General features: G+C 57.0%; 35 protein-coding genes and 1 pseudogene. 2 read left to right on the top strand and 34 right to left on the bottom strand.

The window, feature by feature from the left end; translation table 11 throughout:
• Positions 1 to 591 precede the first annotated feature (591 nt).
• The 19 genes and pseudogenes from ACG74X_RS18310 to rpmC all read right to left on the bottom strand — a co-directional run.
• Positions 592 to 852, bottom strand: a pseudogene (locus ACG74X_RS18310) (helix-turn-helix domain-containing protein); the annotation flags it as partial.
• Between the two features lie 869 nt (positions 853 to 1721).
• Entirely contained in the window at positions 1722 to 2144 is a 423-nt protein-coding gene (rplQ, locus tag ACG74X_RS18305) for a 50S ribosomal protein L17 (protein WP_411236642.1), read from the bottom strand.
• A 129-nt stretch (positions 2145 to 2273) separates the two neighbouring features.
• On the bottom strand, positions 2274 to 3290 hold the full coding sequence (locus ACG74X_RS18300; RefSeq protein ID WP_411236641.1) for a DNA-directed RNA polymerase subunit alpha: 1017 nt from the start codon (positions 3288 to 3290) through the stop codon (positions 2274 to 2276).
• Between the two features lie 115 nt (positions 3291 to 3405).
• A complete protein-coding gene (gene rpsK / locus ACG74X_RS18295) occupies positions 3406 to 3798 on the bottom strand; it encodes a 30S ribosomal protein S11 (protein ID WP_076696689.1) in 393 nt (130 codons plus the stop codon).
• 15 nt (positions 3799 to 3813) lie between these two features.
• Positions 3814 to 4182: a 30S ribosomal protein S13 gene (rpsM, locus tag ACG74X_RS18290; protein ID WP_411236640.1), complete on the bottom strand. Its 369-nt coding sequence runs from the start codon at positions 4180 to 4182 to the stop codon at positions 3814 to 3816.
• Between the two features lie 290 nt (positions 4183 to 4472).
• Positions 4473 to 5114: an adenylate kinase gene (locus ACG74X_RS18285; protein WP_411236639.1), complete on the bottom strand. Its 642-nt coding sequence runs from the start codon at positions 5112 to 5114 to the stop codon at positions 4473 to 4475.
• Entirely contained in the window at positions 5111 to 6475 is a 1365-nt protein-coding gene (gene secY, locus ACG74X_RS18280) for a preprotein translocase subunit SecY (RefSeq protein WP_411236638.1), read from the bottom strand. The genes ACG74X_RS18285 and secY overlap by 4 nt, the downstream gene beginning before the upstream one ends.
• Before the next feature lie 103 nt (positions 6476 to 6578).
• A complete protein-coding gene (rplO, locus tag ACG74X_RS18275; RefSeq protein ID WP_411236637.1) occupies positions 6579 to 7052 on the bottom strand; it encodes a 50S ribosomal protein L15 in 474 nt (157 codons plus the stop codon).
• A 115-nt stretch (positions 7053 to 7167) separates the two neighbouring features.
• Positions 7168 to 7356 (bottom strand): 50S ribosomal protein L30, encoded by a 189-nt coding sequence (gene rpmD / locus ACG74X_RS18270; protein WP_247086376.1) that lies wholly within the window; start codon positions 7354 to 7356, stop codon positions 7168 to 7170.
• A gap of 5 nt (positions 7357 to 7361) precedes the next feature.
• Positions 7362 to 7943 (bottom strand): 30S ribosomal protein S5, encoded by a 582-nt coding sequence (rpsE, locus tag ACG74X_RS18265; RefSeq protein ID WP_411236636.1) that lies wholly within the window; start codon positions 7941 to 7943, stop codon positions 7362 to 7364.
• A gap of 175 nt (positions 7944 to 8118) precedes the next feature.
• Positions 8119 to 8472, bottom strand: coding sequence for a 50S ribosomal protein L18 (gene rplR / locus ACG74X_RS18260; protein ID WP_411236635.1), 354 nt, complete (start codon positions 8470 to 8472; stop codon positions 8119 to 8121).
• A gap of 12 nt (positions 8473 to 8484) precedes the next feature.
• Positions 8485 to 9018, bottom strand: coding sequence for a 50S ribosomal protein L6 (gene rplF, locus ACG74X_RS18255; protein WP_411236634.1), 534 nt, complete (start codon positions 9016 to 9018; stop codon positions 8485 to 8487).
• Positions 9019 to 9028: 10 nt separating this feature from the next.
• Positions 9029 to 9421 carry a 30S ribosomal protein S8 gene (gene rpsH / locus ACG74X_RS18250; RefSeq protein WP_411236632.1) on the bottom strand — a complete coding sequence of 131 codons (393 nt, stop codon included), beginning with the start codon at positions 9419 to 9421 and terminating at the stop codon, positions 9029 to 9031.
• Positions 9422 to 9433: 12 nt separating this feature from the next.
• On the bottom strand, positions 9434 to 9739 hold the full coding sequence (gene rpsN / locus ACG74X_RS18245; protein ID WP_411236631.1) for a 30S ribosomal protein S14: 306 nt from the start codon (positions 9737 to 9739) through the stop codon (positions 9434 to 9436).
• Between the two features lie 12 nt (positions 9740 to 9751).
• Positions 9752 to 10312: a 50S ribosomal protein L5 gene (rplE, locus tag ACG74X_RS18240; protein ID WP_411236630.1), complete on the bottom strand. Its 561-nt coding sequence runs from the start codon at positions 10310 to 10312 to the stop codon at positions 9752 to 9754.
• Positions 10305 to 10616: a 50S ribosomal protein L24 gene (rplX, locus tag ACG74X_RS18235; RefSeq protein ID WP_411236628.1), complete on the bottom strand. Its 312-nt coding sequence runs from the start codon at positions 10614 to 10616 to the stop codon at positions 10305 to 10307. Before rplX ends, rplE begins: the two co-directional genes overlap by 8 nt.
• Complete coding sequence (rplN, locus tag ACG74X_RS18230; RefSeq protein WP_138845646.1) at positions 10616 to 10984, bottom strand: 50S ribosomal protein L14; 369 nt, start codon at positions 10982 to 10984, stop codon at positions 10616 to 10618. Before rplN ends, rplX begins: the two co-directional genes overlap by 1 nt.
• A gap of 77 nt (positions 10985 to 11061) precedes the next feature.
• The gene (gene rpsQ / locus ACG74X_RS18225; RefSeq protein WP_411236626.1) at positions 11062 to 11292 is read right to left on the bottom strand and encodes a 30S ribosomal protein S17; all 231 of its coding nucleotides are present in this window, start codon (positions 11290 to 11292) and stop codon (positions 11062 to 11064) included.
• A gap of 15 nt (positions 11293 to 11307) precedes the next feature.
• A complete protein-coding gene (gene rpmC / locus ACG74X_RS18220; protein WP_411236625.1) occupies positions 11308 to 11514 on the bottom strand; it encodes a 50S ribosomal protein L29 in 207 nt (68 codons plus the stop codon).
• A 172-nt stretch (positions 11515 to 11686) separates the two neighbouring features.
• Here rpmC and ACG74X_RS18215 point away from each other — a divergent pair, with 172 nt between their 5' ends.
• The gene (locus ACG74X_RS18215) at positions 11687 to 12307 is read left to right on the top strand and encodes a TIGR02466 family protein (protein ID WP_411236623.1); all 621 of its coding nucleotides are present in this window, start codon (positions 11687 to 11689) and stop codon (positions 12305 to 12307) included.
• 255 nt (positions 12308 to 12562) lie between these two features.
• Here the strand turns inward: ACG74X_RS18215 and rplP are convergent, their stop codons facing one another.
• The 14 genes from rplP to rpsL all read right to left on the bottom strand — a co-directional run bounded on the left by rplP (position 12563) and on the right by rpsL (position 23386).
• Positions 12563 to 12976 carry a 50S ribosomal protein L16 gene (gene rplP / locus ACG74X_RS18210; RefSeq protein ID WP_411236622.1) on the bottom strand — a complete coding sequence of 138 codons (414 nt, stop codon included), beginning with the start codon at positions 12974 to 12976 and terminating at the stop codon, positions 12563 to 12565.
• A 2-nt stretch (positions 12977 to 12978) separates the two neighbouring features.
• Positions 12979 to 13692, bottom strand: a complete 714-nt coding sequence (gene rpsC, locus ACG74X_RS18205; protein ID WP_411236621.1) for a 30S ribosomal protein S3 — start codon at positions 13690 to 13692, stop codon at positions 12979 to 12981.
• Positions 13692 to 14072, bottom strand: a complete 381-nt coding sequence (gene rplV / locus ACG74X_RS18200; protein ID WP_411236619.1) for a 50S ribosomal protein L22 — start codon at positions 14070 to 14072, stop codon at positions 13692 to 13694. Before rplV ends, rpsC begins: the two co-directional genes overlap by 1 nt.
• Before the next feature lie 3 nt (positions 14073 to 14075).
• Positions 14076 to 14354 carry a 30S ribosomal protein S19 gene (rpsS, locus tag ACG74X_RS18195; protein WP_085628850.1) on the bottom strand — a complete coding sequence of 93 codons (279 nt, stop codon included), beginning with the start codon at positions 14352 to 14354 and terminating at the stop codon, positions 14076 to 14078.
• A 3-nt stretch (positions 14355 to 14357) separates the two neighbouring features.
• Positions 14358 to 15200: a 50S ribosomal protein L2 gene (gene rplB / locus ACG74X_RS18190; protein WP_411236618.1), complete on the bottom strand. Its 843-nt coding sequence runs from the start codon at positions 15198 to 15200 to the stop codon at positions 14358 to 14360.
• A 417-nt stretch (positions 15201 to 15617) separates the two neighbouring features.
• Complete coding sequence (locus ACG74X_RS18185) at positions 15618 to 16757, bottom strand: protein kinase domain-containing protein (RefSeq protein WP_411236617.1); 1140 nt, start codon at positions 16755 to 16757, stop codon at positions 15618 to 15620.
• Positions 16758 to 16903: 146 nt separating this feature from the next.
• Positions 16904 to 17200: a 50S ribosomal protein L23 gene (locus ACG74X_RS18180; RefSeq protein ID WP_411236615.1), complete on the bottom strand. Its 297-nt coding sequence runs from the start codon at positions 17198 to 17200 to the stop codon at positions 16904 to 16906.
• Positions 17197 to 17814, bottom strand: coding sequence for a 50S ribosomal protein L4 (gene rplD / locus ACG74X_RS18175; protein ID WP_411236614.1), 618 nt, complete (start codon positions 17812 to 17814; stop codon positions 17197 to 17199). The genes ACG74X_RS18180 and rplD overlap by 4 nt, the downstream gene beginning before the upstream one ends.
• Positions 17811 to 18665: a 50S ribosomal protein L3 gene (rplC, locus tag ACG74X_RS18170; RefSeq protein ID WP_411236613.1), complete on the bottom strand. Its 855-nt coding sequence runs from the start codon at positions 18663 to 18665 to the stop codon at positions 17811 to 17813. The genes rplD and rplC overlap by 4 nt, the downstream gene beginning before the upstream one ends.
• Before the next feature lie 12 nt (positions 18666 to 18677).
• Positions 18678 to 18986: a 30S ribosomal protein S10 gene (gene rpsJ / locus ACG74X_RS18165; protein WP_411236612.1), complete on the bottom strand. Its 309-nt coding sequence runs from the start codon at positions 18984 to 18986 to the stop codon at positions 18678 to 18680.
• 140 nt (positions 18987 to 19126) lie between these two features.
• Positions 19127 to 20302, bottom strand: a complete 1176-nt coding sequence (gene tuf, locus ACG74X_RS18160; RefSeq protein WP_411236611.1) for an elongation factor Tu — start codon at positions 20300 to 20302, stop codon at positions 19127 to 19129.
• Positions 20303 to 20392: 90 nt separating this feature from the next.
• Complete coding sequence (gene fusA, locus ACG74X_RS18155; protein WP_411236610.1) at positions 20393 to 22516, bottom strand: elongation factor G; 2124 nt, start codon at positions 22514 to 22516, stop codon at positions 20393 to 20395.
• Between the two features lie 15 nt (positions 22517 to 22531).
• Positions 22532 to 23002 carry a 30S ribosomal protein S7 gene (gene rpsG, locus ACG74X_RS18150; RefSeq protein ID WP_247086647.1) on the bottom strand — a complete coding sequence of 157 codons (471 nt, stop codon included), beginning with the start codon at positions 23000 to 23002 and terminating at the stop codon, positions 22532 to 22534.
• Between the two features lie 12 nt (positions 23003 to 23014).
• Entirely contained in the window at positions 23015 to 23386 is a 372-nt protein-coding gene (gene rpsL, locus ACG74X_RS18145) for a 30S ribosomal protein S12 (RefSeq protein ID WP_054000841.1), read from the bottom strand.
• 372 nt (positions 23387 to 23758) lie between these two features.
• On the opposite strand from rpsL, the gene ACG74X_RS18140 reads away from it, so the two are divergent.
• Complete coding sequence (locus ACG74X_RS18140; protein WP_411236608.1) at positions 23759 to 24598, top strand: glycosyltransferase; 840 nt, start codon at positions 23759 to 23761, stop codon at positions 24596 to 24598.
• Here ACG74X_RS18140 and ACG74X_RS18135 read toward each other — a convergent pair.
• On the bottom strand, positions 24531 to 25436 hold the full coding sequence (locus ACG74X_RS18135; RefSeq protein WP_411236606.1) for a DMT family transporter: 906 nt from the start codon (positions 25434 to 25436) through the stop codon (positions 24531 to 24533). The genes ACG74X_RS18140 and ACG74X_RS18135 overlap by 68 nt on opposite strands.
• Positions 25437 to 25508 lie beyond the last annotated feature (72 nt).

Below are 25508 nucleotides of genomic sequence, written 5' to 3'. Positions count from 1 at the left end.
CAATCCCACAACAAGAATTTCAAGCGGGTCCCTATCCGAACCAATGGACATATAGCCGCCAAATAGCTCACCATCCGCATTCAGCCGGACTTCAGCGCCAAATATTGATGCAGCAAGTAATGGTGCCAGTAGAGCAAGGGTTATGCGTGCAAAGAAAAATTTAGGATTAAACCACGCCAACGCAAAGCCAATGGTCACACCGAATATCAGGGAAACCAACAGCCTTGTTGGCACGCTTTTGACTGACGACAGTAGATCTGACAAATAAAACAACGTACAACACATTAAACTAGCAGCCACAGCAAACACCGCCCACCAATCCGTTGTACTAGGAGAAACACTTTGAAACGAAAGCGAGCTACCCGGCTCCTTTCGGGTCACCTGACTAAGCAAATAGTTTAGCAAATCGAACAATGCTAAAAACGGAAACGCTAGAACGAAGAAAACACCTTTGATATGACGCGTTATTCTTGGCTTTGGAGAGGTTTGCACCTCGAATTCTACGCCTACAGGAACTTTGGCAAGCAATTGATCTCTGGTGAGCCTCTTTATACTCAAGCTGTTTGCGGCGCTGTGTGATGCGTCAATATTTTCAAATCCGCTTTCCTCGCAAAAAACTCTATAGACCTGATCTGGGTCCATTCCAAGATAGCGAGCATAGCTCCTAACGTATCCAGCGATAAATCCTGGTGTTTCAAAAGCATTTGGATCAGCATTTTCTATTGCTGCGATGTAGCTTGCCTTGATTCTTAGCTCACGTTGAACATCTAAAAGAGATTTTCCGAGCGTTGCGCGTTCACCGCGCATTACGTCACCTAATCGAAGCTCAAATCCATCAAACTCGCTGACCATCTATCAACTCACGACCTCAAATCAAACAACTATAGACGAGCATTATGAATTCAATGGGGAACGACCCATCATAAGTATCGAGGAAACTGTTCAATTCATGCCTCGTGCAACACTTTATGTAAAGTGCACGTGAACACACGCACTACAAAAGCACCATCGCCAGAGCGCGGGGCGGCGTCCTCGGATTGTACAGTGCGCTTTATGGTGGCCAAGTCCATACGAAATATGAGCATTGCGCATACGCCAACCAATCGCCAGCCCGGGGGGCGGTCTGGCGATGGTGCGGCGGCTTCGCCTTGATTCCGCACCGGGTGCGATGATCTCGTTTGGTCTTGGAGACCCGCCGATTACGGATGTCCAAGATAGAAAAAGTGGATGGCGCCATCCCAGTTGGGTGGACGTCCTCTCCCCCGTGCAGAGCCCCGAAGGGCTCCGAACCTGTGCCCCGGAGGGCCTTGTGAGACGCGTCTCTCATGGTCTGAACGCTATGCGTCCGTAGAGAGAGGGTGGTCGCTTTGGGTGCCCCGCCAAAAGACAGAGCGGGTATTGGATCCAATGGCGGGGGGTATCGGGCGTTAAGGTTAATGCTGTGGAAACGAGGCGTGCGGTGAGGCGCGCGATGGCCAGACCGCGGGGTGGCGTCTGACTGTAGGGCTGTGCGGTTTATGGTGGCCAATTTCGGACGACGGTTGAACGGCGCGCTATTGGTCGCCAATCGCCAGCCCGGGGGGCGGGTCGTGCTGAAAGCACGCCTCCGGCGTGATCGATCGTGCGGGCACCTTCGGTGCTATTCCGCACGACCGTGCTGCAGAACAAAAAACCCCGCCAGAGACCTGACGGGGCTTCACCATTCCTTAACGGAACCGGTCTTATTCTTCGTCTGCTGCTTCCAGCTCTTCCAGGCGTGCTTTGTCGGCGGCACCTTTGGCATCGACATCGCGGTCGACGAATTCGATGATCGCCATCGGCGCCATGTCACCGTAGCGGAAGCCCGCCTTGAGGATGCGGATGTAGCCGCCCTGACGCTCGGCATAGCGGGGTCCGAGGACCTCGAACAGCTTGGCAACGTGCATGTCCTGCTTGAGCGATGCGCGTGCCTGACGGCGGGCGTGCAGGTCGCCGCGCTTGCCCAGCGTGATCAGTTTTTCCACGATCGGGCGCAGTTCCTTGGCCTTGGGAAGGGTTGTCTTGATTTGCTCATGTTCGATGAGCGAGCCGGCCATGTTGGCAAAGAGCGCCTTGCGGTGCTCGTGTGTGCGGTTCAGGCGGCGGTAGCCTCGTGCGTGACGCATGTGTCTTCTCCGTAAATGTGCCCTCTACGGGCGTTTTTGCTTTGTCTGGCCACCGATGCGTGTCAGCGGCTCTCCTTGGGGCGGGTGCCCGGGGTGCAAGGTGCGTGACATCACGCACCCTACGGGGTCTTAAAAGTTGTCTTCCAGCTTTTTCGCCAGGTCTTCGATGTTGTCTGGCGGCCAGTCTTCGACGTCCATGCCAAGGTGCAGGCCCATGCCGGACAGCACTTCCTTGATCTCGTTCAGCGACTTGCGACCAAAGTTCGGGGTGCGGAGCATCTCGGCTTCGGTTTTCTGGATGAGATCGCCGATATAGACGATGTTGTCGTTCTTCAGGCAGTTCGCCGAACGGACCGACAGTTCCAACTCGTCCACTTTCTTGAGAAGAAGCGGGTTGAATTCCAGACCATCATCGTCGTCCTGCGGACGCGCGCTTTCCGGCTCATCGAAGTTCACGAAGACGGACAGCTGATCCTGCAGGATACGCGCGGCAAACGCGATGGCGTCTTCTGGTGTGACAGAGCCGTCTGTTTCGACCTTCATGGTCAGCTTGTCATAGTCGAGCACCTGACCTTCGCGGGTCGGCTGCACGTCGTAGGACACTTTCTTGACCGGCGAGTAGATCGCGTCGATCGGCATCAGGCCGATGGGCGCATCTTCCGGCTTGTTCTTGTCGGCAGAGACGTAGCCTTTGCCGGTGTTGACCGTCAGTTCCATATAGAGGTCCGCACCGTCGTCAAGGTGGCAGATCACATGGTCGCGGTTCAGCACTTCGATGCCGTTGGTTTCCGAGATGTCGCCTGCCGTCACAACGCCAGGACCTTTGGCATTGATCGACACGCGCTTGGGGCCTTCGACCTCCATGCGCAGGGCGACGCCCTTGAGGTTCAGAACAATGTCGGTCACGTCTTCGCGCACGCCAGCAACGCTGGAAAATTCGTGCAGGACGTTGTCGATCTGTACGGATGTGATCGCGGCCCCTTGCAGCGACGACAGCAACACACGGCGCAGCGCGTTGCCAAGGGTCAGACCAAAGCCACGCTCAAGCGGTTCGGCCACAGCCGTGGCCACACGCGACGGATCTGCACCCGGTTTGACGTCAAGCTGTGTTGGCTTGATCAGTTCTGCCCAGTTTTTATGGATCATGCGTCCCTCCATTCCAGTCTTTGCCCCATGTCCTAAAGGCAAAGACGCCCGAGGTTAAAATGACGAAAGCATGGCCCCACCCGAGGGCGAGGCCATGCCGATAAAACAGTGTCGCTTAGACGCGGCGGCGCTTTGGTGGGCGGCAGCCGTTATGGGCGATTGGGGTCACGTCGCGGATCGACGTGATGTTGAAGCCAACAGCCGCAAGCGCGCGGAGCGCGGATTCACGACCCGAACCGGGGCCCTGCACTTCCACTTCCAGTGTCTTCACACCGTGTTCCTGCGCTTTCTTGCCCGCATCCTCTGCGGCCAACTGGGCCGCATAAGGAGTGGATTTGCGCGATCCTTTGAAGCCCATGGTGCCGGCAGACGACCACGAAATGGCGTTGCCCTGCACGTCAGAGATCAGGATCTTGGTGTTGTTGAAGCTGGAGTTCACATGTGCAACGCCAGCAGCGATGTTCTTGGAGACCTTTTTCTTGCCTCCGCGACGGGTATCACGTGCCATCTGTCAGACCCTCCCTTACTTCTTCTTACCGGCAATGGCCTTTGCGGGGCCTTTGCGGGTACGTGCGTTGGTGTGGGTGCGCTGACCGCGAACGGGCAGGTTGCGACGATGACGCAGGCCGCGGTAGCAACCAAGGTCCATCAGGCGCTTGACGTTCATCTGCACTTCGCGGCGCAGGTCGCCTTCGACAGTGTAGTTGGCGTCAATATGTTCACGCACTGCGAGCACTTCGGCGTCAGACAGTTCGTTTACACGACGGGACGGATCGATCTTGACGGCCTCGCAAATTTCCTTTGCCGAGGTATGGCCAATACCGGTGATGTAGGTGAGGGCGATTGGAACACGCTTCCCTGTGGGAATGTTCACGCCAGCAATACGTGCCACGTAGGACTTCCTTTTTCGTTGCGGGTCCGTAACGCCAGACCCTTTTTTCACAACATAAGGCCCGTCGGTTTTATCCTTGGGGCCCCCAGCTGATCAGGTGATCCGCAGGCGGGTGCGACCCGGTCTGCGACGGTGATTCTCGATAAGAGATGGCGGTGTTTAGGAGTGTTTGGCGGGGGCGTCAAGCCTTTGAGGAGCAGGCATGTCAAGACGCATCGACATTCACCTCGAAGCGCGGGGCACGCGGTTTCAAAACCGCGTGCACAAGGGCTTTGCAAAGCCCTTGGTCCCTAATCCAGAACCTTGGCAATAGACGCGCGCACGTCCGCGATCTCGCCCAGACCGTTGACAGACGAAAGCTGTCCCTTGGCATAGTAATACCCAAGCAACGGCGATGTCTTTTTGTAATACTCCATCAAACGTTGTTTCAGGCTTTCCTCGTTATCGTCTGCACGTCGCTTGAACTCGGTGCCGCCGCAGTTGGTGCATTTGCCGTCATCCGGGATCGGCTTTGTCATGTCGTTATAGACCTCACCGCAGGATGCGCAGGTGGATCGGGCCGTAATACGGGCGACCAGCGCGTCGTCATCGACTTGCATCTCGATCACATGATCCAGCGTTTCGCCCTCTTCGGCCAACAACACCGCCAGCGCATCCGCCTGATGCAGCGTCCGGGGGAAGCCGTCAAAGATGAAACCACCTTTCTTGTCACCCTGTAGTTTTTCTCGGATCAACCCGATCACGATCTCGTCGGTGACCAATTCACCACGCGCCATGACATCGGCCACAACCTGACCCATCTCTGTGCCGCTGTCCTTGGCTTCCCGCAGCATGTCACCTGTCGACAGCTGGATCATGTCACGTTCTTCGCACAGGAAACGCGCCTGCGTTCCTTTGCCCGCTCCCGGCGGGCCCAATAGTATAATGTTCATCGGCGCGCCGGTGCTCCACGTTTCTTGCGTCCCTTGCCCTTACCGCGCAGTTGCGATTTCTGGATAAGACCTTCGTACTGGTGGGCAAGCAAGTGGCTTTGAACCTGTTGGATCGTGTCCATTGTCACCGAGACCACAATCAGCACAGAGGTGCCGCCAAAGTAAAACGGGATGGCGAACTGGCCGCGCAGGATCTCGGGCAACAGACACACCGCCGTCAGGTAGGCCGATCCGAGAACAAGCACACGGTTGACCACATATTCCAGATACTCAGCCGTTTTCTTGCCCGGTCGGATGCCCGGCACAAAGCCATTCTGGTTTTTCAGGTTGTCCGCCACATCGTCCACCTTGAACGACACGTTGAAGGTGTAGAAATACGCGAAGAAGATGATCATCGCCCCGAAGAACAACAGATACAGCGGCTGGCCCGGGCCAAAATAGGCCAGGATCGTCGACATCACCGGACCCGTTTGCTGGCCACTGAACGTGCTGATTGTCGTCGGCAACAACAGCAGCGACGACGCAAAGATCGCCGGGATCACGCCCGATGGGTTGACCTTGACCGGCAGGTGACTGTTCTGCGCTTCGGCGATCTTCATGCCCATCTGGCGACGGGGATACTGGATCGTGATTTTTCGCAGAGATCGCTCCATGAAGACCACGAACATAATCACCGCAATGACCATGAGGATCACCCCCACGATCACGGCAGGGCTGATCGCGCCCGAGCGGCCAGAGGCAAAGAACTGGGCCAAGGCAGCGGGAACCTCGGCGATGATCCCAACAAAGATGATCAGCGAGATCCCGTTGCCGACACCGCGCGCGGTGATCTGTTCCCCCAACCACATCAGGAACATGGTGCCGCCCACAAGGGTGATCACGCAGGAGGCGCGGAAGAACCAGCCCGGATCGGTGACAAGGTCTCCCGCTTCAAGGCTCACGGCAAGGCCGTAGGCCTGGAAGGTGGCCAGCAAGACCGTGCCGTAGCGCGTGTATTGGCTGATTTTCTTGCGACCCGCCTCGCCTTCTTTCTTGAGCTGCTCAAGCGAGGGCACCATCGAGGTCAGAAGCTGAACGATGATCGAGGCCGAAATATAGGGCATGATCCCAAGGGCAAAGATGCCCATCCGCCCCAAAGCACCACCGGTGAACATCGTCAGGATGCCACCGATGCCTTGTTGGGCTTGCTCCATGAAGTCGCGCAGGGCAATGCCGTCGATCCCCGGAACGGGGATGAAGGTGCCGATGCGGTAAACGATCAGAAGGCCAAGCGTGAACAGAATGCGGTTGCGCAGATCGGTCGCTTTACCGAGCGCAGACCAGCTTGTGTTCGCGGCCATTTGTTCTGCTGCTGATACCATGCGGGTCTCTTTTATAATGAACGCCGCCATGAGCGGTCCGGCTCAGGCGGCGTTTGGAAAGCTCTGTGAGTATGTAAGCGGCGATGGCGCCGCTCACAACCTCTTATTCTGCGGCCTGCGCGGTTGTGACCGTCAGGGACCCGCCAGCCTTCTCTACCGCCTCGACCGCCGATTTCGACGCGCCGGTGACAGAGAGGTTCAGTTTTGCGGTTACGTCACCCTTGGCGAGCACGCGAATACCGTCCAGTTTGCGGCGCACCAGACCGGAGGCGATCAGCGCATCCTCGTCAATCGCACTGCCCGCATCCAGCTTGCCGGCGTCAACGAATTTCTGGATCAGGCCCAGGTTCACAACGGCAAATGCCTTGCGGTTCGGCTTGTTGAAGCCACGCTTTGGCAGGCGCTGATAGAGCGGCATCTGGCCGCCTTCAAAGCCCTTGATCGCCACACCTGACCGGGATTTCTGACCTTTGATACCACGGCCACCCATTTTACCCGTGCCAGAGCCAGGGCCACGGCCAACGCGCTTTTTGCGCTTGGTTGCGCCGGGATTGTCGTGCAGTTCGTGCAGTTTCATATCGCTTCTCCTTTGCCGGAAGCACCCCCGAAGCGGAAATGGGTGAACGCGGCGTTTCTTTTTTGATTGGTTGGTCACTCCCAATATGGGAGCGACGCGTTCTCTGAGACGTGGCTTAGCCGCGCTCTTCGATGATTTCGACCATGTGTGAAACCTTGGCCACCATGCCGCGCACGGCGGGGGTGTCTTCCAGTTCACGGGTCTTGTGCATCTTGTTCAGGCCCAAACCGATCAGCGTCTGACGCTGCTTGGCGGGGCGACGGATCGGGGAGCCGATCTGTTTAACAACGATTGTCTTAGCCATAATGATCAGGCCTCCTCAGCGACTTGGGCGCTTTCCTGCGGCGCGTCATCACGCTTGGGCAGGATGTCAGCCACTTTCTTACCACGACGCTGCGCAACGGAACGCGGGCTGGCTTCTTTGCCCAGACCGTCCAGCGTGGCGCGGATCATGTTGTAGGGGTTCTGCGAGCCGATCGACTTGGCGACAACGTCCTGAACGCCCAGCATTTCGAACACGGCGCGCATCGGACCACCGGCGATGATCCCAGTACCTGTCGGGGCTGTGCGCATCACAACTTTGCCCGCGCCATGACGGCCTTCGATGTCGTGGTGCAGCGTGCGGCCTTCGCGCAGCGGCACGCGGATCATCTTGCGCTTGGCTTGCTCGGTTGCCTTGCGGATGGCTTCGGGCACTTCTTTCGCTTTACCCTTACCAAAGCCAACACGGCCTTTTTGATCGCCGACAACGACGAGGGCGGCGAAGCCAAAGCGCTTACCACCTTTGACGGTCTTGGACACCCGGTTGATCGCGACCAGGCGGTCGGCGAATTCCGGGGTTTGATCTTCGCGGTCGCGGCGATTGCCCCGACGGTTTTCACGTTCTGCCATGTAGTGGCATCCTTTATCTTGGTGGGCGCTTGGCCCGTTGTCCAATCCAGGTGAGCTTTTGGCGCTCCCGGATCATCGGGAAGGACACGCCTTCCACAAATGCAAGGTGCGTGACATCACGCACCCTACGGTATTCGTTTCGATGTAGGGTGCGTGCTTGCACGCACCGTCCCCATCAAATCTTCAGACCACCTTCGCGGGCTGCGTCGGCCAGTGCCTTTACGCGGCCGTGAAAGAGGAAACCGCCACGGTCGAAATACGCCTCTTCGACGCCGGCCTTCTTGGCGCGTTCGGCGATTGCCGTACCCACCTTGGTCGCCGCTTCGACAGTGTTGTTCCCGGCCAGGTCTTTCTCCATGGTCGAGGCCGATGCAAGCGTCACGCCCTGAACATCGTCGATCAACTGAACGCTGATGTTCTTGTTGGAGCGGTGAACGCTCAGGCGCACGCGCCCTGCATTGACCTTGCGAAGTTTGTTCCGAACGCGCAGGCGGCGTTTCTGGAACAGCTGTCTTTTACTGTTTGCCATGTCCTTGCGTCCTTACTTCTTCTTGCCTTCTTTCTGGAAGATGTATTCGCCTTTGTAGCGGATGCCTTTGCCCTTGTAGGGCTCTGGCCTGCGCCACTCGCGAATGTTTGCTGCCACCTGCCCCACAAGCTGAGCGTCATGGCCTTCGACCACGATCTCTGTCTGCTTGGGCACGGTCACAGTGACACCGTCCGGAATTTGAAAATCGACGTCGTGAGACAGACCCAGGTTCAGCTTCAGAACATTCCCCTGAAGCTGCGCACGATAACCAACACCCTGAATTTCAAGCTCTTTCTTGAAGGTGTCTGTTACGCCATGCACCAGGTTTGCGACCATCGTGCGGGACATTCCCCACTGCTGACGGGCGCGCTTGGATTTGCCGCGCGGATCGACTGTGATGACATTGTCATTGACCGAAATCGTGACATCGTCGGTTGCGGTGAAGCTCTTGGTGCCTTTCGGCCCTTTCACTTCAATGGTCTGGCCGGACAAGGAAGCAGTCACTCCCGAGGGCAGCTCGACCGGTTTTTTACCAATACGAGACATTCAGACCTCCTTAGAAGACAGTGCAAAGCACTTCGCCGCCAACATTGTGGCTGCGAGCGTTTGCATCTGTCATGACGCCTTTGGATGTGGAGACGATAGACACACCCAGACCCTGACGGACCTGCGGGATATCGTTCACACCCAGATACACACGGCGGCCCGGCTTGGAGACACGCTTCAACTCGCGGATCACCGGGGTGCCATCATAGTATTTGAGGCTGATTTCAAAAGCGGGATGGCCGCGCTCATCCTTGGTTTCCTCGAAACCCCGGATATAGCCTTCGTCCGCCATCACTTCGAGAACACGCATCCGCGCTTTGGACGCAGGTGTCGAAGTGGTGGACTTACCGCGCATTTGTGCGTTGCGGATACGGGTGAGCATATCGCCGATTGGATCGTTCATACTATGCCCTCCTTACCAGCTTGACTTGACCATACCGGGGGCCTTGCCATTGCTGGCAAGTTCGCGAAGCGCGATACGGCTGACCTTGAGTTTGCGGTAATAGGCGTGCGGACGCCCGGTGATCTGGCAACGGTTGTGCAGACGCGAGGGTGCACTGTTCCGTGGCAGTTTCGCCAGCTTCAGACGCGCTTTGAAACGCTCTTCCATCGGCTTGCTTTCGTCATTCGCGATCTCTTTCAGCTCAGCACGCTTGGCGGCGTATTTTTCCACCAGCTTCTGACGCTTCTTTTCGCGTTCGATCATTGCTTTCTTCGCCATGGGTCAGTCTCCTCAGGCGTTGAAGGGCATGTTGAAATGCTTCAACAGCGCCTTGGCTTCCGCATCGGTCTGAGCGGTTGTCGTGATGATGATGTCCAGACCCCAAACTTCGTCAACTTTATCAAAGTCGATTTCAGGGAAGACGATGTGCTCTTTCATGCCCATGGCAAAGTTGCCACGACCATCAAAGGACGGCTTCACGCCGCGAAAGTCACGAATACGCGGCATCGCGATTGTGATCAAACGGTCGAGGAAGTCGTACATGCGATCGCCACGCAGGGTCACTTTCGCGCCCAGCGGCATCTCTTCACGCACACGGAAACCCGCGATGGATTTCTTTGCCTTGGTTGTCACGGCCTGCTGGCCTGCGATCTTGGTCAGATCCTCAACCGCGGCTTTGGCTTTCTTGCTGTCTTTAACGGCCTCTGCACCACAGCCGATGTTCAGAACAACCTTGTCCAGACGCGGGATCATGAGATCGTTTTTGTAGCCGAACTCTTCTTTCAAAGCAGGCTTGATCGACTCGTTGAACGCGGTCTTGAGACGCGGGGTGTAGTTTGCGGTATCAAGCATCGATCACATCCCCTGTTGTCTTGGCAAAGCGCACTTTCTTGTCGCCGTCCATCTTGAAGCCAACACGCGTCGCTTTGCCATTGGCATCGATCAGCGCGAGATTGCTCAAATCAATCGGCATCGCCTTGGGTGTGCGACCACCCTGCGTTGTTTGCGACTGTTTGACATGACGGATCGCCATGTTCACGCCATCAACCACGGCCTTGTTGGCCTTGGGGTCAACGGACGCAATGGTGCCCTGCTTGCCTTTGTCTTTGCCGGCCAGCACGATCACCTTGTCACCTTTACGGAGTTTCGCAGCCATTACAGCACCTCCGGAGCAAGCGAGATAATCTTCATGAAGTTCTTGGCACGCAATTCACGCACAACCGGTCCAAAGATACGCGTGCCGATGGGCTCACCTGCATTGTTCAGGATCACGGCGGCGTTGCGGTCAAAACGGATGGCTGTGCCGTCTTCGCGACGGACTTCTTTGGCGGTGCGTACGACAACGGCCTTGCGGACGTCCCCTTTTTTCACGCGACCGCGCGGGATGGCTTCCTTCACGGAGACTACGATGATGTCACCCACCGAAGCGTATTTCCGCTTGGACCCACCCAGAACCTTGATGCACTGAACACGGCGTGCGCCGCTGTTATCAGCAACATCCAGATTGGTCTGCATCTGGATCATAGTGTTTCTCCCGACGTCCCGGACCGCCTATTTTGGACATTGGCCCGGGGGTTTCGTAAATGCCGAAAGGCTATCGCTTACTCAGCGATAACCTCCCAACGTTTGGTCTTCGACTTTGGCGCACATTCCTGAATGCGGACTGTGTCACCAACGGCGAATTTCTCGGCCTCGTCATGGGCGCGATATTTCTTCGACTTCCGGATCGTCTTTTGCATCACCGGGTGTTTGAAGCGGCGTTCCACAGAAACAGTCACGGTCTGGGCGTTGGCTGTCGATGTGACGGTGCCGGACAGGATACGTTTGGGCATCTATCTGGCCTCCTTTTACGCGTCGCTGGCAGCAGCGGCTGCCTTTTGGTTCAGCACGGTGTTCACGCGTGCCACGTTGCGGCGCACTTCACGAATGCGCGCAGTGTTCTCAAGCTGGCTGGTGGCGGCCTGAAAGCGGAGGTTAAACGCCTCTTTCTTCAGGTTCACAAGCTCATCCCGGAGCTGATCCGGTGTCTTGTCATGCAGTTCCTTGGCGTTCATATCGCCATTCCTTTCTATCAACATCACCGGAGAGCCCTGTCATTCCTGCAGGTCACCCTGATTCCCGGTGGAGGTGGATGAAGTGGCGCGTATAGGCGGGATATCTAGGCCGCGCAACCCCTATGTTCTTTGGGCTCTCGCCTTTATCGGTTTGGCATATTATGAGACCCGCATGAGCACAATATCTTCCCTCTTCGTGACCCGCCTCTACCACGCCCCCTTGTCCGAACATGGGCCCGTCATCGACCCTGACGAGATGGAGAATTCCTGTCTTGCCATCGCCGAAGATGATGAGGCCGGGCAAAATTGGTCTTATGACAACAATTTCCCCGGCTACACGTCATACGCGTCGCTCAGCGACCTGCCCTGGCGCTTTCCGATCTTTGCCGACCTGGTGACGTCACTGGATTTGCACGTCGCGGCCTTTGCCCAGGATTTGCAGTTCGATCTGGATGGTCGCAAACTGGTTCTGGAGGATCTCTGGATCAACATCCTGCCCGAAGGCGGCTTCCATGCCGCCCACATCCATCCGCATTCCGTGATTTCGGGCACCACCTATGTGTCCATGCCCGAAGGTGCGTCGGCCCTCAAACTCGAAGACCCCCGCCACGCCATGATGATGGCCGCCCCGCCCCGTATCAAAGACGCACGCGAGGAAATGCAAAGCTTTGTCTACATCAAGCCATCTGTCGGTGACGTCCTGCTTTGGGAAAGCTGGCTGCGGCATGAGGTGGTGATGAACACAGCCCAAGATGATCGGATTTCGGTGAGTTTCAATTATAAGTGGGACTAACGATACGTCCGAGAATACATCTGCGGAAGATGACAAGATCAGGTCGCCCCCCTCTGCTGAATACCAGAAGTGGTTGGAAGAAAACGCCGCTGCATTCAAAGCACAGTCCGAATGGCACAGGACGTACGGTCATCCGTTCGTAGACATCATGGTCCGTCCAGCAGCAGAGACTTGGCGCACGTAACGAAAACCCCCGGCGCTGTCACACCGGGGGCCTCAAATCTCGTAGGGTGCGTGCTCGCACGCACAGACAGGTTACCAGTCCTCGCGGACCACGACCCGTGTCTTGACCGGAAGCTTCATCGCCGCCAGACGCAGCGCTTCGCGTGCAACGTCTTCGTTAACACCGTCGATCTCAAACATCACACGGCCCGGTTTCACCTTGGCCGCCCAATAATCAACAGAGCCTTTACCTTTACCCATCCGCACTTCGGTCGGCTTGGAGGTGACGGGCGTGTCGGGGAAAATCCGAATCCAGACCCGGCCCTGACGCTTCATATGGCGCGTCATGGCACGACGGGCCGCTTCGATCTGGCGCGCCGTGACACGCTCAGGCTCAAGCGACTTAAGGCCGAAGGTTCCAAAGTTCAGATCGGACCCGCCCTTTGCAAGGCCCTTGATCCGGCCTTTGTGCATTTTGCGGAATTTTGTACGCTTTGGTTGAAGCATGATTAGTTCCTCCGACCGCCACCGGCACCACGCGGTGCAGGGCCATCCTGAAGTTCTTGTGCCTTGCGATCCCGTGCGGCCGGATCATGTTCCATGATCTCGCCTTTGAAGATCCAGACCTTGATGCCGATGATGCCATACGCGGTTTCCGCTTCGACATTCGCATAGTCGATATCGGCACGCAGCGTGTGAAGCGGCACGCGCCCCTCACGATACCATTCGGTCCGCGCAATCTCGGCACCGCCAAGACGCCCCGCAACATTCACACGGATGCCCAGGGCCCCCATGCGCATCGCGTTTTGTACGGCACGCTTCATGGCACGACGGAAAGACACACGACGTTCCAGCTGCTGGGCGATGCTTTCGCCAACCAACTGCGCGTCCAGCTCCGGCTTGCGCACTTCAACGATGTTGAGGTGCAGCTCGGAATCGGTCATCGCGGCAAGCTTCTTGCGGAGCGTCTCGATGTCCGCGCCTTTCTTGCCGATGATGACGCCGGGGCGTGCCGTGTGAATGGTCACCCGGCACTTCTTGTGGGGGCGTTCAATGATGACGCGCGCCACACCGGCTTGCTTGCATTCTTTTTCGATGAACTCACGGATCGCGATGTCTTCGAGCAGAAGATCACCGTAATCCTTGGTGTCGGCATACCAGCGGCTGTCCCAGGTGCGGTTCACCTGCAGGCGCATACCGATCGGGTTTGTTTTGTTACCCATCAGGCTTGCTCCTCAACTTGACGCACCAGAATGGTGATTTCCGAGAACGGCTTCATGATCTTGCCGAACCGACCACGCGCCCGGGGACGCCCACGCTTCATCACAAGGTTCTTGCCAACCCAGGCTTCGGCGACGATCAACTCGTCAACGTCCAGACCGTGGTTGTTCTCGGCGTTGGCGATGGCGGACTGAAGGCATTTCTTCACGTCAACCGCGATCCGCTTCTTTGAGAAGGTCAGATCGTTCAGCGCCTTGTCCACTTTCTTGCCGCGGATCAGACCGGCAACAAGGTTCAGCTTTTGCGGGCTGGTGCGAAGCATGCGCAGTTTTGCCATTGCTTCGTTATCTGCCACGCGGCGGGGGTTTTTATCCTGGCCCATGACTTACTTCCGCTTCGCTTTTTTGTCTGCCGCGTGACCGTAATAGGTCCGAGTTGGCGAATACTCGCCGAACTTCTGACCGATCATGTCTTCGGTGACGTTAACAGGAACATGCTTCTGACCGTTATACACGCCAAACGTCAGGCCCACGAACTGGGGCAGGATCGTCGAACGGCGCGACCAGATCTTGATAACTTCGTTGCGACCACTTTCGCGGGACGCTTCGGCCTTCTTGAGGACATATGCGTCCACAAAGGGGCCTTTCCATACGGAACGAGACATTGATTAACGCCCCTTCTTCTTGGCGTGACGCGAGCGGATAATCAGCTTTTGCGACGCTTTGTTCTTGTTGCGGGTGCGCTTGCCTTTGGTCGGCTTGCCCCATGGGGTCACGGGGTGGCGACCACCCGATGTCCGGCCTTCACCACCACCGTGCGGGTGGTCGATCGGGTTCATGACAACACCACGGACCGACGGGCGCACACCTTTGTGGCGCATACGACCGGCCTTACCAAAATTCTGGTTGCTGTTGTCGGGGTTCGACACGGCACCAACGGTCGCCATGCACTCCTGACGCACCAGACGCAGTTCGCCAGACGACAAACGGATCTGCGCGTAACCCCCGTCACGGCCCACGAACTGCGCATAGGTGCCAGCGGCGCGCGCGATCTGACCGCCCTTGCCCGGCTTTAGCTCGATGTTGTGAACGATTGTTCCGATAGGCATGCCCGAGAACGGCATTGCGTTGCCCGGCTTTACGTCGGCTTTCTGCGACGCGACAATCCGGTCGCCAATAGCCAAACGCTGCGGTGCCAGGATGTAGGCCTGTTCGCCATCATCATACTGCACCAGCGCGATAAACGCGGTCCGGTTGGGGTCATATTCGATGCGCGCGACGGTTGCGCTCACATCCATTTTATTGCGTTTGAAATCTACGATCCGGTAAAGGCGTTTTGCCCCACCACCGCGACGGCGCGATGTAATACGTCCGGTGTTGTTCCGGCCACCCGATTTGGTCAAACCCTCAGTAAGGGTTTTGACCGGACGGCCTTTCCACAGCTCCGAACGGTCGATCAGCACCAGCCCGCGCTGGCCCGGCGTCGTCGGCTTATACGACTTGAGTGCCATGCTTTCTGTCTTCCGTTAGCAGTGCAGGTCTTTGACGACCCGCTATGTTTGGACGGGGCTAGGCCCGCCATTGGTATAGGCCCCCGTAGGTGCCCGATGAACGCAACAACGAAGCCCCGGACGAATCCGGGGCTGCGCGGTTGAGGGTGTCTATGAAAGGGAGCGGTGCGGGTCAACCCAAATCCACAAGCTTTTCGCCGTAGGGTGCGTGTTCACACGCACCGTTCCGTCCGAGGGCCATCGCCAGACCGCGGGATGGCGATCCAACTTGCGAACGAAGCACTTTATCGCAGCCAAATCCGCGCGCAGAAGGAACGGCGCACCCAGCCCCACCAAATCGCCAGCCCTGTGGGCGGTCTGGCGATGGCCCGGCGCCTTCGGCGCTATTCGGGCGTTGCGTCTAAAATATCGACATCTTTAAAATGGAATCTCGTCGTAGCTCGGGGGTGTGACGCGTTCACAAGCTTCTAGCCGCGACATCAAGTTTTCAACGACAATGCTCCGCTTTTCTTCAGAGAGACTTCGAAAGAAAGAGATGAAATCACCTAAGGTTTCGACTGAGACATCCGAGTTTGTCCAATATCGGAATGCTCCAACAACGAAAACCGAGACTAGGTTATTCTGCGCAGGAAGTACTTCTTCGAGCATTGTTCTGCGATGGAGCTCCTCCAATTTATTCAAGATTTTCTTAGGATCGCGCTCAAACTTTGAATCCATTTGGATTGACGAGATTACACTGCAAAGCTCTTCAGAAAAGCATCGATATATTTCAAGCTCATCTTCTGAGAATTTAAAGGTCGAAAACTTGCCTACGCTAATTTCTCTTTGCACATCTTCAAACGACTTCAAGCGTACAGCCCTCGTCGGCGCGCACATACGAGACACCATTCGCATATAAGGAAAATCCGTCAAATCAAACTCATGTATTGCGAGCTCAAAGAGCTTTCCAACGAAGTAGACTTCGGTCTGAAAATCGTAGACACCGTCGGAAAATTCTGGAGGTTTTTCACACCACCAGTTCAAAGATACACTTTTTCCATTAGAACTGTCTTTGTCAATTTGGACGGTTTTCCCGAATCCAAAGTCTATGATTTTGGGACTGCCGTCTGCCTGAACCATAAGATTGGCTGGCCGTATGTCACGATGAAGAACACCACGAGACTGCAAATGACAAAAGGCATCGATCACGCCCTCAAAAATCCGGGCAAGTTGCGATGGTTTTCTACCAACAAAGTCTAAAAAATCTTCACCGTTTACATACTCCATTAGGATATATGACGTTTTTCGGTCACGATAATCGAAGTAATTGAAAACGCGCACGATATTTGGGTGATTTAATCGAAAGAGAATCCGAGCTTCGTCCTTGAATCGATTTAAGAGCTCTTGAAATAATTTCTCATCGTCTTGCTCTGTCAGAAACGGCGAGTACTTTTTTGCGACCAGATCAACATCCATATCCTCATCACGAATATGCAACGTTTGCCCACAAGCACCCTTTCCCAAACGCTTAACACGTTTGTATTTCTTTGGCCTGTTAAATTCAATTGCGTCAGACATGAGCACACTGCATTTGGGAATACCGTTAGCACGAAAGCTATCTCATTCCCAAAAAGAAAGCTATCCTCACACCACAACAAAAGCCCCCCGCCATCACTGGCGAGGGGCTTTCTCATTCTCTTAAACCGGGTCTCAGCCCGAACCGATCAAAGACCGGTAGACACATCGATGGTGTTACCCTCAACCAACGTCACGTAGGCCTTCTTCACGTCTTTCCGGCGACCCATAGTCCCCCGAAAGCGTTTGGTCTTGCCCTTGGTGATCGTCGTGTTGACCGCTTTGACCGACACACCAAACAGCGCCTCAACAGCCGCTTTGATCTGCGGTTTGTTGGCGTCGATGGCCACTTCGAACACCACGGCACCATTCTCGGACGCCATTGTGGTCTTCTCGGTGATGATCGGCTTGCGGATCACGTCGTAATGTTCTGCTTTCGCGCTCATTTCAACCGAGCCTCCAGTGCTTCGACACCCGCCTTCGTCAACACCAGAGTGTCGCGCTTGAGGATGTCATAGACGTTTGCGCCCATCGACGGCAGAACATCGAGACCTTCGATATTCGCGGCCGCTTTGGCGAAGTTCTCGTTCACCTCTGCCCCGTCGATGATCAACGCGCGCTTCCAGCCCAGGTTTTTGACCTGCTTGGCCAGAGCCGCCGTTTTGCCGTCGGACTCGATGTTGTCGATGACGACAAGCGAGCCTTCTTTGACCTTGGCGGACAACGCGTGCATGAGACCCAGCTTGCGCACCTTCTTGGGAAGGTCATGCGCGTGGCTGCGCGGAACCGGGCCTTTGTAGATGCCACCACCGCGAAAGATCGGTGCAGAGCGCGCGCCGTGGCGTGCGCCACCGGTGCCCTTCTGGCGATAGATCTTCTTGGTCGAATAGCTGACTTCGGACCGGGTTTTCACCTTATGGGTGCCTTGCTGCGCCTTGTTGCGCTGCCAGCGGACGACACGGTGCAGGATATCGGCGCGGGGCTCAAGGCCAAAGACCTCATCACCCAGCTCGACCGACCCGGCCTTGCCGCCGTCCAGTTTGATCACGTCGAGTTTCATGCGTCACCATCCTTCTTCTCTTCGGAAGCATCCGCTGCAATGTCAGCTTCCGCCTCTTTCAAAGCGGCTTCTTCTGCGGCGGCTGCCTCGGCTGCGGCGGCCTCTGCTGCTGCGGCTTCCTCGGCGGCGGCCTGAGCTGCGGCTTCTTCGGCCAAACGCTTGGCTTCCTCACCTGCCGACCGCAACGCGGCGGGCAGAATGACATTGTCCGGCGTCGGCTTCTTCATGGCATCTTTGACCGTGACCCACCCGCCTTTAGAGCCGGGAACAGCGCCTTTGATCATGATGATACCGCGATCCGCGTCTGTCTTCACAACCTGAAGGTTCTGCGTTGTCACTTTGACAGCGCCCATGTGACCGGCCATCTTCTTGCCTTTGAAGACTTTGCCGGGGTCCTGACACTGACCGGTCGAGCCGTGCGAACGGTGCGAAATAGACACACCGTGCGACGCGCGCAACCCGCCAAAATTATGACGCTTCATCGCACCGGCAAAGCCTTTACCAATCGAGGTGCCAGAGACGTCCACGAACTGACCTTCAAAGTAATGGTCAGCGGTGATCTCTTCACCCACATTGATCAGGTTTTCCGGGGCCACGCGGAATTCCGCGACCTTCCGCTTGGGTTCTACATTCGCCGCAGCAAAGTGACCACGCATCGCCTTGGATACGCGCTTTGCCTTGATCGAACCGGTGCCCAGCTGAACAGCCGAATATCCATGTTTGTCAGGTGTGCGTTGTGCAACCACCTGAAGCTTGTCGAGTTGGAGGACGGTCACGGGAACCTGCTTTCCGTCTTCCATGAAAAGCCGGGTCATGCCGACTTTCTTAGCGATGATACCAGAGCGCATCATGTTGATACTCCCTTATACCTTGATCTCGACATCCACGCCGGCGGCGAGGTCGAGCTTCATCAACGCGTCAACGGTTTGCGGGGTCGGATCCACGATGTCGAGCATCCGCTTGTGCGTGCGGATTTCCCACTGGTCGCGGGATTTTTTGTTGACATGGGGTGACCGCAGAACGGTGAATTTCTCAATCTTGTTCGGCAGCGGGATCGGGCCGCGCACTTGCGCGCCGGTCCGCTTGGCTGTGTTGACGATTTCCTGTGTCGACGCGTCGAGCACACGATAGTCAAACGCCTTGAGCCGAATGCGAATAGTCTGGCTTTGCATTGGTCTTAGCCTTTATTGGCGTTGCGGTTGAGAGGACCACACAAGACCATCTTGTGCCTTCTTCGAACCGGAAAGGACGGCGCGGAGCCGTCCCGGAAAATCGGTAGGTCGGACAGGTCATGCCCGACCTACGAATGCCTTTACGCGACGATCTTGGAGACGACGCCCGAACCGACGGTGCGGCCGCCTTCGCGGATCGCGAAGCGCAGGCCTTCTTCCATGGCGATCGGTGCGATCAGTTCAACGTCGAACTTCAGGTTGTCGCCCGGCATCACCATCTCGGTGCCCGACGGCAGCGTCACGGTGCCGGTCACGTCTGTGGTCCGGAAGTAGAACTGCGGACGGTAGTTTGCAAAGAACGGCGTGTGACGGCCACCTTCGTCTTTGGTCAGGATGTACACCTCGGCCTCGAACTTGGTGTGCGGGTTCACAGAGCCCGGCTTACACAGAACCTGACCACGCTCAACGCCTTCACGGTCCACACCGCGCAGCAGGGCACCGATGTTGTCGCCCGCTTCGCCGCGATCCAGCAGCTTGCGGAACATTTCAACGCCTGTGCAGGTCGTCTTGGTGGTGTCGCGGATGCCGACGATTTCGATCTCGTCGCCGACATTGATCACGCCCCGCTCAACACGGCCGGTCACAACAGTCCCGCGACCCGAGATCGAGAACACGTCTTCGATCGGCATCAGGAAAGGCTGGTCAATCGCGCGCTCGGGCTGCGGGATGTATTCGTCCACGGCGGCCATCAGCTCTTTGATCTTGTTCTCACCGATCTCAGGATCACGGCCTTCCATCGCCGCCAGAGCGGAGCCTGCGATGACGGGAATGTCGTCGCCCGGGAAGTCGTACTCGGACAGCAATTCGCGGATTTCCATCTCGACAAGCTCAAGCAGCTCTTCGTCGTCGACCTGGTCAACCTTGTTCATGAACACAACCATGGCGGGGATGCCCACCTGGCGGCCCAGCAGGATGTGCTCGCGCGTCTGCGGCATCGGGCCGTCCGCGGCGTTCACCACCAGGATCGCGCCGTCCATCTGCGCCGCACCGGTGATCATGTTTTTCACATAGTCGGCGTGGCCGGGGCAGTCGACATGGGCGTAGTGACGGTTTTCCGTCTCGTATTCCACATGTGCGGTCGAAATGGTGATCCCGCGTGCCTTCTCTTCCGGCGCGCCGTCGATCTGGTCATAGGCCTGGAAATCACCGAAATACTTCGTGATCGCCGCCGTCAGCGTCGTCTTGCCGTGGTCAACGTGACCAATCGTGCCAATGTTGCAGTGCGGCTTGCCGCGCTCAAACTTTTCCTTGCCCATGGTAGGCTCCTTTTTCTTGTCTCACGGTGCGTGCCTGCGCACACATCCTACAGTGGTGGGTAGGGTGCGTGGTTTCCCACGCACCGCGGGTTATGCGTATTTCGACTGGATCTCGTCCGAGATGTTCTGCGGGACCGGGTCGTAGTGATCGAACTGCATCGTAAACTGCGCACGGCCCGAAGACATGGAGCGCAGCGTGTTGATGTAGCCAAACATATTCGCCAAAGGCACCATCGCGTTGATGGCAACCGCGTTGCCGCGAGGTTCCTGGCCGGTCACCTGACCGCGACGGGAGGTCAGGTCACCAATGATGCCGCCGGTATAGTCTTCCGGTGTGATCACTTCGACCTTCATCATCGGCTCAAGCAGTTTCGCCCCGGCTTTCTTCATGCCTTCGCGCATGCCCATCCGTGCCGCGATTTCAAACGCCAGAACCGAGGAGTCCACGTCGTGGAACTTACCGTCGATCAAGGCGACCTTGAAGTCGATCACAGGGAAGCCAGCAAGCGGACCGGAGTCCATGACGGACTTGATGCCCTTTTCAACACCTGGGATGTATTCCTTGGGCACAGACCCACCGACGATGCGGCTTTCGAAGGAATAGCCCTCGCCCGGCTCTGTCGGCGAGATGATCATCTTCACTTCGGCGAACTGACCGGACCCACCCGACTGCTTCTTGTGGGTGTACGTGTGTTCGACCTCGTGACCGATGGTCTCGCGGTATGCCACCTGCGGCGCACCGATATTGGCTTCGACCTTGAATTCGCGCTTCAGACGATCAACCAGGATATCGAGGTGCAATTCGCCCATGCCCTTCATGATGGTCTGACCGGATTCCAGATCAGTTTCCACACGGAAGGACGGATCTTCGGCCGCAAGACGCTGCAGACCCTGAGACATTTTCTCCTGGTCGGCTTTTGTCTTTGGCTCAACCGCAATCTCGATCACCGGATCGGGGAAGGTCATTGTTTCAAGAACCACCGGCTCGTTGGTGGCACACAGTGTGTCACCTGTCGTGGTGTCTTTCAGACCTGCCAGCGCGATGATGTCGCCTGCAAATGCCTCGTCGATCTCTTCACGCTCGATGGCGTGCATGATCATCATACGACCGACACGCTCTTTCTTGCCTTTGGTCGAGTTCAGAATGCCGTCGCCCTTGTTGATCTTGCCCGAGTAGATGCGGGTAAAGGTCAACGAACCGACAAACGGGTCATTCATGATCTTGAACGCCAACGCAGAGAACGGGGTGTCGTCAGACGCCTCGCGCGGGATATCGCGTGTTTCCGTTTCGTCATCGGGCGAGAAGCCCATGAGCGTCGGAACGTCGCGCGGACCCGGCAGGAAATCAACCACTGCGTTAAGAAGCGGCTGCACACCTTTGTTTTTGAAGGCAGAACCCGCCAACATCGGGAAGAACGACAAAGACAGCGTGCCCTTACGGATCAGCTTGCGCAGGGTCGCCTCGTCCGGCTCTTCGCCTTCGAGGTAGGCTTCCATTGCGTCGTCGTCCATTTCGACGGCCAGCTCGATCATATTGTCGCGCCATTTCTGGGCAAGCTCCTGAAGCTCTGCCCGGATGGGACGGCGCTCCCAGGATGCGCCAAGATCTTCGCCGATCCAGACCCATTCTTCCATCTTGATCAGGTCGATCATGCCTTCCAGCGTGTCTTCCGACCCGATCGGCAGACCGATCGGCAAGGGTGTCCCGCCGGTGCGATCCTTGACCATCTCGACACAGTTGAAGAAGTCAGCACCGATCTTGTCCATCTTGTTGACGAACACCAGACGCGGGACGCTATAGCGGTCAGCCTGACGCCAGACGGTTTCGGTCTGGGGCTCAACACCCGCGTTGCCGTCAAGCAAAGCCACCGCACCATCCAGAACCGCCAAGGACCGTTCAACTTCAATGGTGAAGTCCACGTGTCCGGGCGTGTCGATGATGTTGAAACGTGTCTTTGTTTCAGACGTGCCCTCGGGCGTCGGGTCTTCCTGACGCTGCCAGAACGTTGTTGTCGCAGCGGATGTGATGGTGATGCCGCGCTCGGCTTCCTGCTCCATCCAATCCATTGTGGACGCGCCCTCGTGGGTTTCGCCCATCTTGTGGTTCTTGCCGGTGTAATACAGGATCCGTTCGGTCATCGTTGTTTTGCCGGCGTCGATATGCGCCATGATCCCGAAATTCCGGTAGCGATCCAGAGGATATTCGCGTGCCATGTGTATTGGCTCCTATTACCAGCGGTAGTGGCTGAACGCTTTGTTCGCGTCGGCCATCTTGTGGGTGTCTTCGCGTTTCTTCACGGCAGAACCGCGCGAATTCACAGCATCCAGAAGTTCGCCAGCAAGACGCTCTTCCATTGTATTTTCGTTGCGTGACCGGCTGGCATTGATCAACCAGCGGATGGCAAGGGCTTCGCGGCGCTCCGGGCGCACTTCGACAGGCACCTGGTATGTCGCACCACCAACCCGGCGGGACCGAACCTCGACCGACGGCTTGATGTTGTCCAACGCCTCGTGGAAGATTTCCACTGGCGCGCGCTTTACCTTGTTTTCAACGCGATCCAGCGCGCTGTAGACAATGCGTTCTGCGGTCGATTTTTTACCATCGATCATCAGGTTGTTCATGAACTTGGTCAGAACCCGATCACCATATTTGGCATCGGGCAGGACTTCGCGTTTTTCTGCGGCGTGACGACGAGACATCTGGTATTCCTCTTACTTCGGACGCTTCGCGCCATATTTCGAACGGCGTTGCTTCCGGTCCTTGACGCCCTGGGTATCCAGAACACCACGCAGGATGTGATAGCGCACACCGGGAAGGTCTTTTACACGACCGCCACGGATCAGGACGACGGAGTGTTCCTGAAGGTTGTGGCTTTCGCCCGGGATATAGCTGATGACTTCATAGCCATTGGTCAAACGCACCTTGGCCACTTTCCGCATCGCCGAGTTCGGCTTTTTCGGAGTGGTTGTATAGACGCGTGTGCATACGCCCCGCTTCTGCGGGCACTGCTCAAGGTGCTGCGACTTCGAGCGTTTGATTTTCGGCTGCCGCGGCTTGCGGATCAGCTGTTGGATCGTTGGCATTCCGGTTCTTTCCCCGTGTAGCTCACATATGTGGTGCACGGGGTGACCCGTGCGGGTTTATCGAAAAACCACGCGCGTCCGCATGGCTCTGTTCACTGCGCGCCGTATCGTACAATAACGACGCAAAATACCGCATCCGCTTCCCAAAACGAAAGCGATACGGTGCATTTCCAGAGGATCGGGGCGTTTGGCCCGGATCTTGACCGCTCCAGTCATGTAAATCGACAAATGAGGGATCACCCCCGTCGAATTAAGCGGGCGTATATGGGGAGTCGCAGACCATGTCAACAGCCGCCCGGTGCTTGTATGCAAGGCGTTTGCGATGCAAGGGTGTGGTATCAGAAACAGCACATGTCCGCAGGTCAAAACGTCATGCAAGTTATCCTTTTCTGCCGGTTTTCCTATCCTGCTGAAGGCGGGTTTCAGGTGGATCACAACACGGTCGCGGACCGCCGCAACGCTTTGTACCAGCCAGAGCGCATGGAGCTGCGGCTGTCGCTGTTTGAACATTTCTGTCTGCCGGGGCTCAAAGCGCAGACCGATCCGGATTTCGATCTCGTTGTTCTTGTCGGAAGCTGCCTGCCGGACCCCTACTTCGCCAGATTGCAGAAACTGCTGCACGACATGCCGCAAGCGCGGATCGTGGCCCGTGATCCCGCACCGCACCGTCAGGTCTGCCAATCGGTGCTGAATGCCGCGCGCAAACATATTAACAAACCGTGTTTGCAGGTCCGTCATGATGACGATGATGCCCTGGCGGTGGATTTTGTGGCAAAGCTGCGCAAGGCCGCCAGTGATTGCGACGCGTTGGTTCTGGGCAATCGCCTGGTCGGCTTTGACTGGAATCGTGGTTACACGGTGCGCGCGTCGCAGATCAATCGCTTTGAACTGGTGGAAACCGTGACGCCCTATCTGGGTGTCGCACAGGCGATGGCGGTTCAGGGCGGGGTCCGGCAAAGCCAGATGAACTTTGCCCATAGCCGCATCAATCGGTTCATGCCCACGGTCACCTTTACCGATCCGCCCATGTTTCTAAGGGCGCATCACGGCTACAACGACTCGCGTCAGACGCGCAAAGCAAGCGTCGCGGATTTTCATGCTCCGACGCTGGATCACATAGACCTTCTGAACCGCCGCTTTGCGCTTACGGCTGACGCGGTGCAACAGGCGTTCGCACCTGCCGCTTCAACCGGGCCTCGCGCAGCAGGCTGAACACGCCCGTTGACACAATGATCGCCGCCCCCAGAAGCGTCAGCGGCACCGGCCATTCGCCAAAGACAACAAACCCCAGGATCAGCGCCCAAACCAAACCAGTGTAGCGGAACGGAGCCACAAAGCTGACCTCGCCAACCCGCATGACCATCACGCTGCACAGATACGCGGCGATGATAAAGCTGGTGGACAGCAAAACCAGACCGGTCAACCGGGGCGTCAGCACCACCCAATCCTGTCCCAGCGACCACCCGGCGGCGAACAGCATTACCATAACCGACGACACAAATGTCACCGTCAATGACGGGGCATCCGCCGAAATGCGCCGCGTGACCAAATCACGAACCGTCACCGCACCCACAGCGCAGAGCGCGTAAACCGACGCCCCGGTAAAGCCTTCGGTTCCGGGGCGCACAATCAGCAACATTCCACAAAAACCGATGGCAATCGCCGTCCAGCGCCGCCAGCCAACCGCTTCTCGAAAAACAAGCGCACCCCCCAATGTCACTGTCAGCGGCAACATCTGAAGAAGCGCGGTTACATTCGCCAAAGGCATTGCAAGCAGCGCCGTCAGAAAGAAAAACGCCGCCACGGATTCGGCGACCCCCCGGATGCCGATCAAAAGCCAATCGCGTTTGGGCAGGCGCAGCTGCAGACCTTTGAAATACCATGCCATGCCCAGCAATGCCGCCGATGCAAGAATGCCCCGTATCACCAAAAGCTGCGACAGCGGCATCGCGCCACCGGTTGCCTTGATCGCCGCATCCCCAAAGGTGAACGCCGCCATCGCCAGACACATCAAGATCGCACCGCGCGTGTTTTCGGAAAGCTTGGACATTCCTGTGCCTTAGCAGCGGACAGAGTGTCACGGCAATGTAAATACGCAGCCAGGCTCCTGCATCGTTAAGCG

The sequence above is a fragment of the Marivita sp. S0852 genome, assembly GCF_046591575.1.
Classification (GTDB): domain Bacteria; phylum Pseudomonadota; class Alphaproteobacteria; order Rhodobacterales; family Rhodobacteraceae; genus Marivita.
This window is presented reverse-complemented; position numbering and strand designations above follow the sequence as displayed.